This window comes from Acinetobacter tandoii DSM 14970 = CIP 107469 (assembly GCF_000400735.1).
In the GTDB taxonomy this organism is placed as follows: domain Bacteria; phylum Pseudomonadota; class Gammaproteobacteria; order Pseudomonadales; family Moraxellaceae; genus Acinetobacter; species Acinetobacter tandoii.
Genome location: NZ_KE007366.1, coordinates 470,578 through 485,169 on the forward strand (window position 1 = coordinate 470,578; position 14,592 = coordinate 485,169).

At 40.8% G+C, this 14,592-nt stretch carries 15 protein-coding genes and 1 other RNA gene; 3 read left to right on the forward strand and 13 right to left on the reverse strand.

Annotated features, from left to right (window positions below):
* The first annotated feature begins 664 nt into the window (after positions 1–664).
* A complete protein-coding gene (locus tag I593_RS08865; RefSeq protein ID WP_016167230.1) occupies positions 665–1,969 on the forward strand; it encodes a hypothetical protein in 1,305 nt (434 codons plus the stop codon).
* A gap of 8 nt (positions 1,970–1,977) precedes the next feature.
* The gene (locus I593_RS08870) at positions 1,978–2,412 is read left to right on the forward strand and encodes a hypothetical protein (protein ID WP_016167231.1); all 435 of its coding nucleotides are present in this window, start codon (positions 1,978–1,980) and stop codon (positions 2,410–2,412) included.
* A gap of 2,121 nt (positions 2,413–4,533) precedes the next feature.
* Here the strand turns inward: I593_RS08870 and ssb are convergent.
* The 13 genes from ssb to ssrA all read right to left on the reverse strand — a co-directional run bounded on the left by ssb (position 4,534) and on the right by ssrA (position 12,954).
* A complete protein-coding gene (ssb, locus tag I593_RS08875; protein WP_016167232.1) occupies positions 4,534–4,860 on the reverse strand; it encodes a single-stranded DNA-binding protein in 327 nt (108 codons plus the stop codon).
* A 243-nt stretch (positions 4,861–5,103) separates the two neighbouring features.
* Entirely contained in the window at positions 5,104–7,221 is a 2,118-nt protein-coding gene (locus I593_RS08880; protein ID WP_016167233.1) for a DUF3987 domain-containing protein, read from the reverse strand.
* On the reverse strand, positions 7,214–7,519 hold the full coding sequence (locus tag I593_RS08885) for a hypothetical protein (protein WP_004815257.1): 306 nt from the start codon (positions 7,517–7,519) through the stop codon (positions 7,214–7,216). Before I593_RS08885 ends, I593_RS08880 begins: the two co-directional genes overlap by 8 nt.
* A gap of 2 nt (positions 7,520–7,521) precedes the next feature.
* On the reverse strand, positions 7,522–7,803 hold the full coding sequence (locus I593_RS08890; protein ID WP_016167234.1) for a hypothetical protein: 282 nt from the start codon (positions 7,801–7,803) through the stop codon (positions 7,522–7,524).
* A 111-nt stretch (positions 7,804–7,914) separates the two neighbouring features.
* Positions 7,915–8,232, reverse strand: coding sequence for a hypothetical protein (locus tag I593_RS08895; protein ID WP_016167236.1), 318 nt, complete (start codon positions 8,230–8,232; stop codon positions 7,915–7,917).
* On the reverse strand, positions 8,229–8,471 hold the full coding sequence (locus tag I593_RS08900; protein WP_016167237.1) for a hypothetical protein: 243 nt from the start codon (positions 8,469–8,471) through the stop codon (positions 8,229–8,231). The genes I593_RS08895 and I593_RS08900 overlap by 4 nt, the downstream gene beginning before the upstream one ends.
* Positions 8,472–8,480: 9 nt before the next feature.
* Positions 8,481–8,849, reverse strand: a complete 369-nt coding sequence (locus tag I593_RS08905; RefSeq protein ID WP_016167238.1) for a hypothetical protein — start codon at positions 8,847–8,849, stop codon at positions 8,481–8,483.
* Positions 8,842–9,348, reverse strand: coding sequence for a BRO-N domain-containing protein (locus I593_RS08910; RefSeq protein ID WP_026441243.1), 507 nt, complete (start codon positions 9,346–9,348; stop codon positions 8,842–8,844). Before I593_RS08910 ends, I593_RS08905 begins: the two co-directional genes overlap by 8 nt.
* A gap of 2 nt (positions 9,349–9,350) precedes the next feature.
* Positions 9,351–9,569 (reverse strand): helix-turn-helix domain-containing protein, encoded by a 219-nt coding sequence (locus I593_RS08915; protein WP_002124817.1) that lies wholly within the window; start codon positions 9,567–9,569, stop codon positions 9,351–9,353.
* Between the two features lie 3 nt (positions 9,570–9,572).
* Positions 9,573–9,788, reverse strand: coding sequence for a hypothetical protein (locus I593_RS08920; protein ID WP_016167240.1), 216 nt, complete (start codon positions 9,786–9,788; stop codon positions 9,573–9,575).
* 135 nt (positions 9,789–9,923) lie between these two features.
* Positions 9,924–11,036, reverse strand: a complete 1,113-nt coding sequence (locus tag I593_RS08925; protein ID WP_016167241.1) for a hypothetical protein — start codon at positions 11,034–11,036, stop codon at positions 9,924–9,926.
* A 149-nt stretch (positions 11,037–11,185) separates the two neighbouring features.
* Positions 11,186–12,415 (reverse strand): tyrosine-type recombinase/integrase, encoded by a 1,230-nt coding sequence (locus I593_RS08930; protein WP_035302669.1) that lies wholly within the window; start codon positions 12,413–12,415, stop codon positions 11,186–11,188.
* A 179-nt stretch (positions 12,416–12,594) separates the two neighbouring features.
* Positions 12,595–12,954, reverse strand: a transfer-messenger RNA (tmRNA) gene (ssrA, locus tag I593_RS20045).
* A gap of 129 nt (positions 12,955–13,083) precedes the next feature.
* On the opposite strand from ssrA, the gene glpK reads away from it, so the two are divergent.
* Complete coding sequence (gene glpK / locus I593_RS08935) at positions 13,084–14,568, forward strand: glycerol kinase GlpK (protein ID WP_016167243.1); 1,485 nt, start codon at positions 13,084–13,086, stop codon at positions 14,566–14,568.
* Positions 14,569–14,592 lie beyond the last annotated feature (24 nt).

A 14,592-nucleotide genomic window follows, 5' to 3' on the forward strand; every position in this document is an offset into this window, starting at 1 on the left:
GCATTACACAGCATATAAAACCAATCAGCGTGAATATTATGATAGTTATGCTAATTTTGATTTAACAGCAGCAATTGTTCGATCATTGCATGATAGTGATATGCAGCAATGGCAAGCGGTAATTGATGCTTGTAATGAATTAACTAAGGTTGATACCTGGTTTTTTGATAATGTAAATGAGCGCGTAATATATATATTTGATTTAAACACTGTTTCAAAATACCTATATAGATCACCAGACAACGGGCAATACTATAACGCGACCATTGATGCAGTAAATGCTGTTGTATGTTCAAGATGGTATAATCAATGCTATATCGAAAAAGAAACAATTAGGAATCAATACCTTGATCTTGACTGGTGTGGGTATGATATTTCAAGTGGGATGAAACTATGCTCTCAAATACAAGTCGAGAGTATACCCAATACTAATTATGATCCAAATTTAGTAGAAAATAGATACATTTCATACGAAGCTATTGCTCAAAAAATCATCTCAAACGCTTCATCATCAAATGAAGCCATTTCTTTACTTGCTGAAACATATCTTGAAGCCGTTGCAAACAGTATTTTTTACGCAGATGAATCAAAACAGTTTGTAAAACCATCAGACCTTATTGGTCAATTTGAACCCAATAAAACGTTAAGAATTTAAGGAACTATCATGAAAAGAATTGATAGCATAAACGCACGTCCAGACGTAAACGGTACTGGCAAAAAAGGTTTTCATGACAACGCGGATTTAGCTGGCCAGGATGCGACTTATTTAAGTCCTGATTGGTTGAATGCGATTCAGGAAGAGCTAGCAAATTTGCTTGAGCGTAATGGCAAAGTCCTTGATCCAAATAATAATGCCCAACTTTATGACCTCCTTGCAACTGAAGAAGGTTTATTGGCACTCAGTGCTGCTGTTGAGGATCGCCTGCAGCAGCTGAAACAGCAACAGGAAACCTCAGATGATGCTCTGCAAACCCAGCTCTATGATGCAATTGAATCATTACAGCAACAGATTTCTAACTTATCCAATGGCCTCGCTTCTCTGTATCCGAAAGTCATTCTGGCTGGTGTCATTAAACCAGGTCAAACTTGGGAAATTAAAAAACCAGCCGGTAGCAATATTAGCTTTCTGGATACGCGCTATGCAGTCCAAATCACGCCAGAAGGTGGACATGAAGCCTGGAGCATCTCACGTCAAGATGCCAAAATTGACGTGAATGTCTGGAACCGTTCCGGCACAAACCGAATCGGCTATTCAGGCAATATCAACTGGTCAGTTGTGCAAACGGAAGGTCTGACATCATCTGCAGGTAATGGTGATTATGTATATACAGGAACGCCTGTAGTCTTCCCAATTCTAGCGGGTGAATCTAAATCCTTCTTATTGATTGGTGCAGGCGGTGGTGGTGGCTCATCCCGTTATGAAGATCTGGTGGCGAACTCTAACCCACCTGTATTAAAAGGCATCGATGGTGAAGCCACATATTTATCTATTGATGGCACTAACATTATCTTTACTGCTGGCGGTGGTAAAGCTGGTGCAGGCGGTGTAGACGGTGGTAATGGACAATATATTAACGGTGTTGCAGGTGATGGTGGTCAATGGTCCATTTCTGGTGAGTATACGTCTGCCACCCGAACCAATGGTCAGGGTGGTAATGCAACAAGTGCTAATCATACTGGCGCTGCAACCGATTCTAACGGTCGTGGTGCTGGCGGTAATGGTGCGGATGGTTATCTTATTGCAACTCAAGGCTTTGGTGGTGGTGCTGGTGAAGGTTCTCGAATTTCAATCATTTATACCAACAATACCGCCAATACTCAGTATGCACGTTTATATATTGGTCAAGCTGGTAAGGGTGAACAGTCGCTGCTAACTACGGATGAGGCTGGTAATATCGTTACACCGGCTAACTATATTGCAGGTACAAACGGTTCTAACGGCTTTGCCCGTGTATCCAGTGCAGTGTGAGGAAGTTTATGATTCAGCACCTAGAAGGTTATATTTTATTGGCTTCTATCTCCAAGCGTGTTATGCAATCAATCGATCAGATTCATAATGTGCTGAATAAACCGATTTTAGGCCAATCATTGAATATTGTAGGGACTTCTCATCCTTATAATGGCGTGCAGCTTTATGGTTGGAAATCACCTATTGCAGAACATAAGGATAGTACTGGCATGATCTTCTTTATGCCTTTATCCATAACAGCTGGAACAGACCAGGTAGTTTGCCAGGACAAGTCAGTTCAGCTTGAGATTGGCCATTTATATTTGTTAGATGATACAAAACCTCACCACACTATTGGCTGCGGTAATGTAGTGGCATTGTTCTTTGGTTCATTCCAGGCAAGGGAATTGAATGAGCAACTATATAAGGATGTATTAGATCGGTTCAGCAGTTTTGTGCATTAACCGAAGGGTATATTTATTTAGAATAATGGATTGAGAATTAGATCTTTCTTTAGTGCAGAATAACTACAAAATATTAAGTGCAAAATAAAAACCAAATTAGTGCAAAAAAAGCCGAAAACTTACACAGAAAGCATGCAGGTGTTATACCCGTATAACAAAGGTATAACATATTAGTTTGATAGACCGTGATTTTCAATGATTAGTCATGATGGTTAATGACAGAAAATGAGCAAGAAAAAAACCTTGAAATCGTTAAATTTCAAGGCTTTTTTGAGGTTTCATGATCAATTCTGATAACTCGTGATTGACCATGATTTTGTCATCTGGTGGGGTGGCGTCAATTGAACAAATTTGCTAAATAACTGTTTTATATAATTTAATATTTATACAAAAATCCCAGTGTACACCACAGTGTACAAATTATCTGTTGCTAGGCTATTTTACTGAGTTTAGTTGTCATGCTGGGTGACGAACTCAGGAGTTAAAAACACTCCCCTCGCGCGCGCGCGTTTTCTTGATTATTGTCTGATGGTATAGCGGTTTGCTGTGTTTTTTCGCTCCCATCATTTAATTGAAGCGAAATAGAGTATTTAAAGCTGCTCACTTTACTGGTGGCTCAGGTGGGATTGGATTTAGAATCTTATCCATTGTGAGTAGCTTTAAACTACTCGCAAAATCTTTAAGCATTTCCACTATCGTTTCGGTGATTGCCGAAAGGCACTTGGTCGGTTTTGAAATGTGAGCAAGTTATAAAAATCACAAAATACTTTTGATTTCAGATACGTGCATCCAGTCGCGTGTGCTTGGTCGCGGTTGGAGATTTTGAACGATGGGGGGAGATTCTATCTTCAAGACATTCATGGCCGTGAACCGCTGCCATAATCACGCTGTAATTCTATTGGGATTTTAAGCGTTGCGCGCGCGCGTACGTGAATACATTAAGGTGAAGCTATGGTCAAGATGACCACAACTGATTATTTTCAACGGTGAACGCAATTTTGCACCGTCCTACTATAGAAAACTTTAGTTTCAAAAATACAAAACCTAATAAAACCTAATATTCAAAGATGCCATGCTGTTATCAATTGTTATGGTCTGGACTTAGTAAAACTTAGTATTGCAGACGGCGTAAATCCTAAGTAATCCTAAGGTCATAACCTGACAAAACCTGACATTTAGAACGCCGTAGCTGTAAGCAATAGTAAGTACCTTTAACATCATTTTAACTTTTGAAAATCGGCTTATAACTAGATAAATCCTTTATATATAAGTCTTTGCAGTGATTTTTTAGCTTTAACATTATTTTAACTTTTAACTCAAACAGGATTTTTTTTGCTGGTGCGGTTTGGAGTGGTCTCCGCTTTGGGTCAATCCATAAGTTATGAACTCCCCCCACTGGTTAGCCGTCACTGATAGATTGAACCTCGCAAAACCTAACCTTTGAGCCTGATAAAACCTGAAATTAGAACCCAGCAAAACCCAAGGATTAAACCTGATAAAACCTGAAATTAAGACGACAACATCACGGCGCTGTTTGGCTCAACTTGCACCCCTATAAAAAGGCCGTTTTGCTTTACGTAGCTATACAGAATCAAAGTTATTAAATCGCTGTATGCCTTGCTGTGATTGGCATAGGTGGCATTTCTTACAAGTACCTTGTAAAACAAAATTTAGCATGACGTAGCATGACAAAACCGCCTTTCTTGTTGGACGTAGTTTGACGAACTGCATATCTACTTAAAACGGCGTATGCCTTGTATGGCTTGGTTTTGAGTGCATTTTTATAGGTGCTTTTATCAGTATCTTGTCAAACAAATATACAAGGCTTGTCATGCAAGATTTAAGGCCATTTACTGATACGTACTGATACGGATTTTGCTAGACGTACCTAGACAGAATAGGGATGAAATCACTCCATTTATGATTTTGAGAAACAAACCCTATGAAAGAGATATTTTATCTAATTAGACTGCACTGATCTAAGCCGATCTAAAGCTCGTTTCTGGTATAAAAGCAGCATTTGCGAAACAATCCTATGAAAGAAATACTTTTTGCAAAACTCACCCTATGAAAGAAGTGTTTTATCCAATAAAAAAGCTCCCCATTTTTAGGGAGCTTCGATTAAAGCAATTGCAGCTCATCGGCTCGAATCTCTGTTATTTCCTTTTCCGATCCGCTTTTATCCTTGTACTTCCTAGTTCGCAAGCTGCCCTCAATATAAACCTTTCCGCCTTTCTTGAGGTACTTACTAGCAATCTCGGCTAAACGGTTGCTGGTGCTGATTCTGTGCCATTCTGTAGCCTCTTTGCGCTCTCCAGTGGTCTTGTCTTTCCAAAACTCAGTAGTTGCAACGCTGAATGTCGTAACACTGCCACCGTTGGGAAATTGTTTTGTTTCAGGGTCACGGCCTAATACACCCATCACAGTTACTCTATTTAAATTTGCCATTGTTCAATTCTCAATTTATATATTTTTCTTAAAAAGTCTGACTAAGTGACTAAATAGCCCTGTAACTATTGATATATAAGGCTCTCTGTTTAGCAGTCACCTAAAACCGCTATGACTAAATGACTAAACGAAAAAATTAAATGATTAATTCCACTTAGTCACTTAGTCACTTAGTCAAACCATGACTGCTAAATGAAAGCCCTTTAGCTGTAAGGCTTTCAGGCTCATTTAGTCACTTAGTCACTATTTTACTAAACAAGGGTGAATTACAACGTACCTTGTACGCCCTATGGATTCGATCTTGATATGATTTGAATCAATCAACTGCTCTACAACCATTTCCAAAAGGTTTTTATTCTTTTGCATTGGTCTAGGGCATGAAGTTTGAACATTTGAGTACGCTATGCGGTCGGTCTTTTGGTCATTGCACTTTTTGGCAATCCATTTAATAAGGCGTTCCGCTTCCGTTTCGGTTTTAACCTCAATATCTGCATACATTGCCCATTCATTCAAAGAATGCTTAACGACCTCACAAGCTCCTTTAAGGGTTTTAGCATCAATCCACTGCAAGCCCTCAAAATAAGCGAATACAGTAGCTAAACGGCGCGCTAATTGACTGGCACGACTGGCGAACGCTTGTAGGTACTCGTAGCGTTTTCCCTTGCCCTGTAATTCTTCAAACATATTGTAGAACGCTGCATCTATCTCCCTTGCCTCGTCATTCATAGGCAGAACATAACGCCCATTATGTAACTCATGATCGGCTTTTACTTGAGGGCAGTCATCAAGTAGGTATTCACATCGCGTCCAGTAGGCTATAAGCCTATGGTCAGTGCTTGCATTCTTATTTCGATAGATTGCATCTTGTAGGCGTGTGCCTGCTAGGTTTTCGGGAATGGTTAGAATGAATCTAGGCAAAAAACCTTGTCCCCTTAACACTGGGTCTTTTAATGCTTCTGCTAGAACTTCGTGCTGTCCCTGCAAATTAAACGTCAATCGAACGTCATAAGCTCGTCCACTGCCGTTCAAATTAGACTTGGATCGGGTACGCTCCACAAAACCATCATCAAATAACTTTGCATAGCCTCCTAGTGCTTGGTTACGTGTATCGGCTTTCATGCTATGGCCACCAAAAAATTGACCTGCTTCATCACTGGCAATGGATGCATTATTTAAAACACCATCAATGAAAAGCCCTGCAATAGATTCAAGGGTTATATCGCTGTATAGGGTGCTAGGGTCGTTAGGTGGTGGATTCTCTGCACAATATGCCTCACGGTCTTTTTTAGGTAATCCAGCCTGTCCGCTTTTCCATTGCTCCAGCTCTTGCCTGTATGCCTCGTACTGTTTCCGCTCATGCTTAATAATTGCCTGATCTGCTAGATTTCTACTGGTACTCTTACGGCTTCCGCTTTGTCCCTCAGTCAGTAAAAATAAACTGCATGGCTCGCCGTGTGCATTAAACGGATGAGGTGCATTTACTTTAGCCTGGGCAATATGTGATATTGCACCAATAACACATTGGGCAGTCATGGCAATTGGTGACTGTACGTGTTCAGATATGGCTATCACTGCCTCTTGTGCCAGTGGTGGCAACGCATGTATCGGATAAGGATTTAAAACGGTTTCTGATTGAGATAACGGCAATAAATCACCCCATTCAGTAGGCTTATTTAATAGCTCAATAGCCTCATCCAGGAATGCCAGTACTTCACTTACACTTTCATCCTGGCTTAATTCAATCTGGAACTCGCTTACACCGATTTTTAAATACTGGCATAGCAGTCTAACTGCCGTACTCTGCTCCAGCTTTTTAAATGGCTCAAGGTGCATTTGTTCAATTCTGACAGGTAGGTAAAGCTGTTTATAACCTGCCTGTGACAGCTGGTTAATCACAAACTCAATTTGTTTAAAATCATACGGCTTGAGTTCTGTTTTATGGTTGCTACATAGGGTAGGCAGTAGTACCAATACAACGGCGTAGCCAGTCTGGGCAATCTTAAAGAATGCCTCTAGGCTGTATGTGATAATGACAGGCTGGGCATGGTCAAAATCGCCATACCTTGCAAAGCCTCTAGCCAGTCCATCAGGTATGACGGCCACACGCTGCCCATCTTGCATGACAGCACATTGAACAAGCTCCATTTGCCCATCATAGATAGGCATAATTAAAGGCTGTGCATAGGTAACGCCGTTTATATCCACATTGCCATCATCAACATAAATCGGCTGCTCAGGACTGCCAAAACGCTGTATTAATGGATGTGATGAATAAGCATCATTAAACGATACAAGCTGCTCACATTCAGCTAAAATAGCTTCGGGTGTTATTAGTTCTTTGGGGTGGTCATAATCAAGCATTGTGGCTACCCCCTTTCATTTTTTCCCATTCCGCTTGATACGCTTCAGTTTCATCAGAATAATGATGTAAACGGTTGTCAGCGATGTACTGGTACATATCCACGACGTGCTCTAAATCATAAAAACCAAGCACATTGTTATTACCTAATTCGGTTTTAATTTCTTTTAGGCGTTTTCTAATATCTTTGATTGCTACACTCATCCATTGCATATCAGATTCAGCGAGTGAGTAAACATCTGCCATTTCACCAGCATCATAAGTTTTAGGCATATTTTGAGGATTATTTTTAGTAAGCATGATTACGCCTCCTCACTTTCGAAAGCTAAAGGCAGGATCCGCTCGATCATTTCCAATTTTGTTTGAATTTCAATAATAAGATTAGCGACGATTTCCGCTTTAATCATTAATTTATTGCCACCCTCAAAACATTGAAAAGTAGCAATTGAAATATCTTTTGCACTTGCTACCAATTCATAAGCAACGTCTTGAGCATTCAAATGATTTGCTTCGGCATCGGGTACGAAAAAAGCACTGGTACTACCTAAAGATGGGTTGTAGGTTTTTTTGATTTGAGTAGGCATGATTAAACTCCCCATACTTTTTTAAGCATTGAGGAAATGCGCTTAACCAATCCCTGCTTTTGTGCAAAGTCTGCTGACTGGATACGCTGGCGTGTAATTTGATGGATATTTTTAGGCATGAGAATGCGCTCCTAGAGAATTAATAGAAGCTCTGCCAATTACGACCAAGTAATTATGGTGGCAAAGCTGAAAGGGGTTGGTCGACTGGCTCTCTAGGTCACCAGCACACTCGAAAGTGTCCCCCTCCAACTTCGCCATAAAGATATGCGAACGCATAGAGGTATTACACATACAAAAAAAGCCCATTAAGCGGACTGTATGCGCTAGAGAATAATAGCCGACCAAAGCTAACTTTGAGATTTTGCTCAAAGCTTGATTAATATAACCATACTTTGGCATGTTGGCAATATTGAATAACTTGTTTTTCATGCTTCCGCCCCTTTCAAGTAAGCATCAATGAGCTGTTGTAAGCTCTCCCCATGCAGCACCATAACGCCAGTAGCTTGAGGGTTTCGCATAAGTTGCTTCATGCCGTCATCAATGGCCTGAACTCCACTGCCTACGGTGATTAGTTCAATAAAACTACAAGCCTCATTGTTTACGATTAAATCTGCCTCAATATCTGCCTCGGTGTTAGTGCGATATGAAGCTAGTACAATATCTTTCATGCTTTCACCTCACTGCACACGGTTGATATGGATATTTGAATTAATCAAAACGCCGTCATTTGATAATCCGACTTGCTGGCGGTTATCCATCATCTGCAATAAACGCTGTTCTGCTTCTTCAAAGCTAATACCGAAATGCTTTGCAATATCCTCTAACTGGTACATAGGTTCGCCATCATCCGTATAACCGCTTGGTGGTGGCAGTAGGTTTAATTCCTTCGCCTTTTGGTGCATCTCTGCTTTGATATGCTCAGGCGTGTAGTGCATTGTCAGCATAAGTGCCTGCTCAGTGATGGGGTGGTGTTCTCCGTACTGGGCAAGCATTGCTTTGTAATGGTCAAACGCTTTGAAAAATTCAGGGTCTACATGCTTAATCATTGTGTATACCCTCAAAAGTAAGCTGTAAATTTGCTTTGCATGTTGTAATTCTTAGGTTTAAATCTCGCATTGAATAGCGGTGGTTTGCCAAGCCAGTGCCATGAAATGAACCTTTAGCCTTTTGGGTCTTTGCCTGCATACATAGGCGGTTTAATTCTTCATAGGCTGTCTGTCTTGCTGAATAGCTCCCAGTCTTTCGAATGCTTGGCAGTACCTCAGCAAATACCCAGTTTTGGAAATTCAACGCTTCGGGTTTAGTCGATCTGAATACAATGCGGTACAAGTTTTCTTCACTGATAAAAGTTAGCTTTTGAGTACCGCCATTTGTAAGGGTATACATTTCATGTACCCCCTTTGGATTTAGCTTAAAACGGCTTGCAGTCGCGTTTTTAATATCTAAGGCTTGACCAACATCAGGCAGACAAAACAAAGGCTGTCCGTTTACATCAAGGGCAACACGAACGCCGTGTTCATTGAAATTAAAAATAGATGGGTTCATGTTCATGCTGCCACCTCTTTCATAAGCTCATATCGTGCATGTCGGCCAATGCCTGACTTATTGCGCTCGTTATGGGTCACAATGTCATAGCCTGCATTGCGTAAACGCTGAATAATTGCGCTCAGGCGGTAGCAGTTGAAAAGGTCGATAGCCTCGGCCTGTGAAATGGTTTTACCTTGCTTGAGGTGTGCTAGGACTTGCTTTAATTGGGTGTTATTCATTGATTAAGCCTCCATCGTTGCAAGGCTTAAACGCTGCTTGTTGTGCCACTCTACAAGCTCGGTATAGTCGAAATAGACTGGTGCTTGTTTGGTGTCGCCAGTCTTAATAGGTCGGGGAAATGTGGTATCTGTACGCACGATATGGCGCAATGATTCACGGCTTATGTCCAGTAGTTCACAAGCTGTTTTAAATTGGACGCGGATTGGTTTGATAGTCATTTATGCACCTACATGGCTAAATATTGTTAGGGCATAAAAGCAAAAATATGGATAGGTGGGGTAACTGGGGTAATGAAAGAAAATACCCTAGCTTGGGTAGGCAGGGTATATATAAATCAATTATTTAGGTGATATTTATTTTTTATAATTTTTATCTCTTAGATTGCCCCAGCTTACAAAAGGAGTTGTGATTTCCCGTATTTTTGAAGCTGATCCAGCTTTTTTACTTACCTCATAGCCTGTATTGTTCTTTAGCCATTTAATGGCTTTATTGGTATGACTATCACTCTTTGGATTAGTAATATAAATATGCTCCCATAACTTAATTGATAGAGCTAAATCAGGTGCATATCTTTCTGTAGCGGATTCGTCAAAAATTTGGCTTAAAAGACAATCTTGCTGTACGGCTTGTGATGCTTCCCATTTAGCTATTTCGGCTTTTAGGTGGTCTATTTCTTCATTTAATTTTTCTACTTTGGTTTTTTCAATAGCCAAGTCCAGCTCAAGACTTGCATTTATCTTTTCAAATTCTGCATGTGCTTGTGTTGGTTCCGTATATAGTGGTTCAGTTATTTGGTCATTAAATTCAGCAATAATTATATTTTCACTTGCTAAATATTCCCTAAAATCATCAGCATTCACCTTATAATTAAATACATTTAACTTATTTGCTTCTATTGCTGAACTAATAAAGCTATAAGCCCTTGAGTAATCAGGCGCAATTTCATCAATATCATTATGAGGATATTTTTGTACTTCTAATGGATCGTAATCCGAAATTATGCAGGCACATTCATCAATACTGAATAGGGGTTGTTTGTATAGGAAAAATTTATATTTATCAGGTCTTGATTCTTGTACAGATTGGAGGGTAACGACTTGGGTTTGAGGCTTCTCAATAATCCCTAAATCCATAATAGGTTTAAAATTAAAAATTTCATGTTTAGCCCAGTAGTAACAAATCATATCCAGCTTAATCCGCTGTATTGACTCCTCACCCTCTAACCACGCCATATTCAACCCATCAATGAGCTTTCTAATAGGTAAATAATTATTGTGTACTTCATTAATACGACAATATGCATCTTGCTTATATAGTGTTAGCTCTGTATCAAAATCATAATGTCCTAAAAACTGCCCCACTTCATCCCATGAGTGGCAGCCCTCTTTACTAAGCATTTCAACAATATCCCATACTCGGAAATAATCATTTTGAATTAAAGCTTTTTCTTTAGATAATAACCCCATCTATGCCTCCCACAGCATCCCCCAAAAGCTGCTAAGCCAATCGGATTGGGTGTCCGACTTTCGGGAGCTAACCTAGACTTAGCAATCTGAATATAAACGATATTAAGCTATATTTGTGCATTTATTGGCTAGTAGCGCGACATATATTGTCATTTAGCCTTTTTAAATTGAATAATGCTCTGATCCGCAATTTCTTCTAAATGGTTCGCATACCATTGCATCATGCTTGCCCTGTCATCTAAATATTGAGCCTTGTTATATACGCCCGCCACACCGTCCTTTACGTGTGCCAGTGCTGCCTCAATATGTCGTTCATCAAAGCCACGATTGTTTAATAAGGTGCTGGCAATGTGCCTAAAGCCATGCGGTGTCTGTCTGCCCTCATACCCCATACGGCGCAAGGCCATAATAAAAACAGTGTCCGACTTTGGCTTACTCTTGTCCGATCTGCTCGGAAATAAATACTCTGAATTGGTTTGGTAGGTCTGCAACTCTTTTAATATTGCTAATGCTTGAGTAGATAAAGGAACGACATGCTCACGGCGTTTCTTCATACGCTCGGCTGGGATATTCCACACCCCTTGATCTAGGTCGAACTCTTGCCACTTGGCTTCTCTTAGCTCGGTAGGTCGGCAGAACAACATAGCTAAAAGCTGCAATCCCATCCGAACGTCCATGGTCGGATAATTATTGATTGCCCTAAGTAGTGCTGGGAACTCCTGTTCACTCACATGGGACATATTTTGTTTTACGCCTTGCTGTAGGAACTTTTGCAGCCCCTCTAATGGGTTGTAATCAATACGGCCTGTCACCTTTGCAAAATCGTATATATCACGACACATGGCACGAACTCGGTTTACTTGTTCATAGATTCCTTGCTTTTGTTGAATACCTTTTAAATGATTCATCCATTCAATCGGTTTTATGGTGGTGTACAAGCGTTTGCCAAAAATGGGAAATATATGTTTTTCTAATGCGCCTTTATTTCGGGTCATGGTGTCTTGCACCCAAGTATTCGCTTTTGTGTCCAGCCATTCACGTGCTAAAACTTCAAAAGTAGCACTGTGCTGTTCTATTTCCTGTCGCTTGCGTTCTTGTTTGGTAATGATTGGATTATCGCCGTGCGAAATGTCTTGAACTATCTCAGATGCTTTTTTTCTTGCGCCTTTGCCTGATAATTCAGGATAAGTACCGATACCCAGCCATGACCATTTACCATCAGCTTTTTTATATCTGAATAACCATGCTTTTTTACCATCGGGCTTTACACGGAAATATAAGCCGTCACCGTCCAGCTCCCGATATTCTTTTGATTCAGGTTCTAGATTGGCTAAGGTGGTATCAGATAAAGGACGGCGTTTTATATCTGTTCTTTTCATGGCTTGTACACCAGCGGATTCAATAAATCTTACAATGTACAAGGCAGTGTACACGGTGCATGTACACTATGGCTAGTTATATTTAGTTATGTTCAGGCAAGAAAAAAGGCTTAATCCCTTTAGAATCAAGCCTTTTCGCTACTATTTAAAACATATTTTGCTATGTTTTGTTAGGTATTTGGTGGAGGTGGCGGGAGTTGAACCCGCGTCCGCCAGCACTACGCTCGAGAATACTACATGCTTAGATATCGTCTACTGTTTTAACTCTTTGTGACCCGACGAACAGGGTACAAATCGCGATCCTTTTAATTTAGTACGAAACCCCAAGGCTTGATTTCATACGGACTTGTGTGCGTGCGCTTCAGTCGGACTCTCTAACCACAAGTATTCGGAGAGGCGGACAAGCTGCCCTTAGGCAGCTAGAGCGTATGATTCGTCGTTTGCGACTATTAAAATGCAAATTTTATTTACGAGAGAAAATGCGCTCTCGGCATGCATCTATGAGTTTCATCACCAGCGTCGAAGCCAGAAACACCCCCAAAGTACACCACAATCATAACATAAATATCGAAAATTACGAGGTAATTTCACAGTATTTACAGGAGTGACTGCGTTCTATTACATTATTGCGGTAATCTTTCATATTTCAAGAGTTAAAAAATAAAAACATGAGCTATTTACTTGCACTTGATCAAGGAACAACCTCGAGTAGGGCCATTATTTTTAATGAACAAGGAAAAATCTACGCAACAGCTCAACGTGAAACCCAAATTCGTACCCCTCATTCAGGTTGGGTCGAACAAGATGCCCAAGAAATCTGGAGTACCCAAATTGCCGTCGTGCAACAAGCCATTGCCTCTGCACATCTCTTAGCAAAAGATATTAAAGCCATTGGGGTAACCAACCAACGTGAAACAACGGTAGTGTGGGACAAACGCAGTGGTATTCCACTTGCACCTGCCATTGTTTGGCAAGACCGCCGTGCAACTGAATGGTGTGAGCAACTTACTAAACGCAACTTATTAGCCACTATTCACAAAAAAACAGGCTTAAGGATTGATCCGTATTTTAGTGCAGGCAAACTGGTTTGGTTACTTGAAAATGTCCAAGGTTTAAGAACGCTGGCAAATCAAGGACATGTTGCTTTTGGCACCATTGATAGTTGGCTAGTTTGGAATCTGACACGTGGCGCTGAACATGTCATTGAAGCCAGTAATGCCTCTCGCACCATGCTCATGAATTTAGCAAGCCAACAATGGGATGAAGAATTATTAGAATTATTCAACATCCCTGTTTCTGTGCTTCCAACCATCATTTCTTCAGATCAGTACATTGCCAATACCGCCTCAGGATTATTGGGTGCAGAAATTCCAATTGCAGGAATTCTGGGCGATCAACAATCTGCTCTATTCGGACAATCTTGTTTTGAGGCAGGCACTGCAAAGAATACCTATGGTACAGGCTGCTTCATGCTGTTTAATACGGGTAACCAAATTCAATATAGCCAAAATCAATTGCTCACCACACTGGCTTGGCAATGTCACCAACAAAATACCTTTGCACTGGAAGGTAGTGTATTTATGGCAGGCGCAATTGTGCAATGGCTCAGAGATGGGCTCGGGATTATTCAGCACAGTTCAGAAGTTGAAAAACTTGCCTGCCAAGTACAAGATTCTGACGGCGTGGTTTTGGTTCCTGCATTCACAGGCTTAGGTGCACCGCATTGGGACAGTAATGCGCGTGCATTACTCTGTGGCATGTCACGAGGAACCTCAAAGGCACATATTGCCCGAGCTGCATTAGAGTCGATTGCCTTTCAGGTTTCAGATGTTCTGAGTGCAATGCAAGCTGATATTAGCCAACCACTCAAAGAGTTAAGGGTTGATGGTGGTGCCAGTCAAAATGACATGTTGATGCAATTCCAAGCCGACATGCTGAATGTACCAGTACTGCGCCCCAAAATGCTGGAATCTACGGCATGGGGTGCGGCTGCAATGGCAGGATTGAAGATGGGGATTTTTTCTAATGTTTCTGAGGTTGCTGCATCTTGGCAATTAGATCGAATGTTCGAGCCTAAAATGTCGGAAGATCAACGTCAGCAACATCTACACCAATGGCGTACGGCTTTAAAACGCGCTAAATCTGAAATTTAGAGATATGAGCACCGCGAATATTCT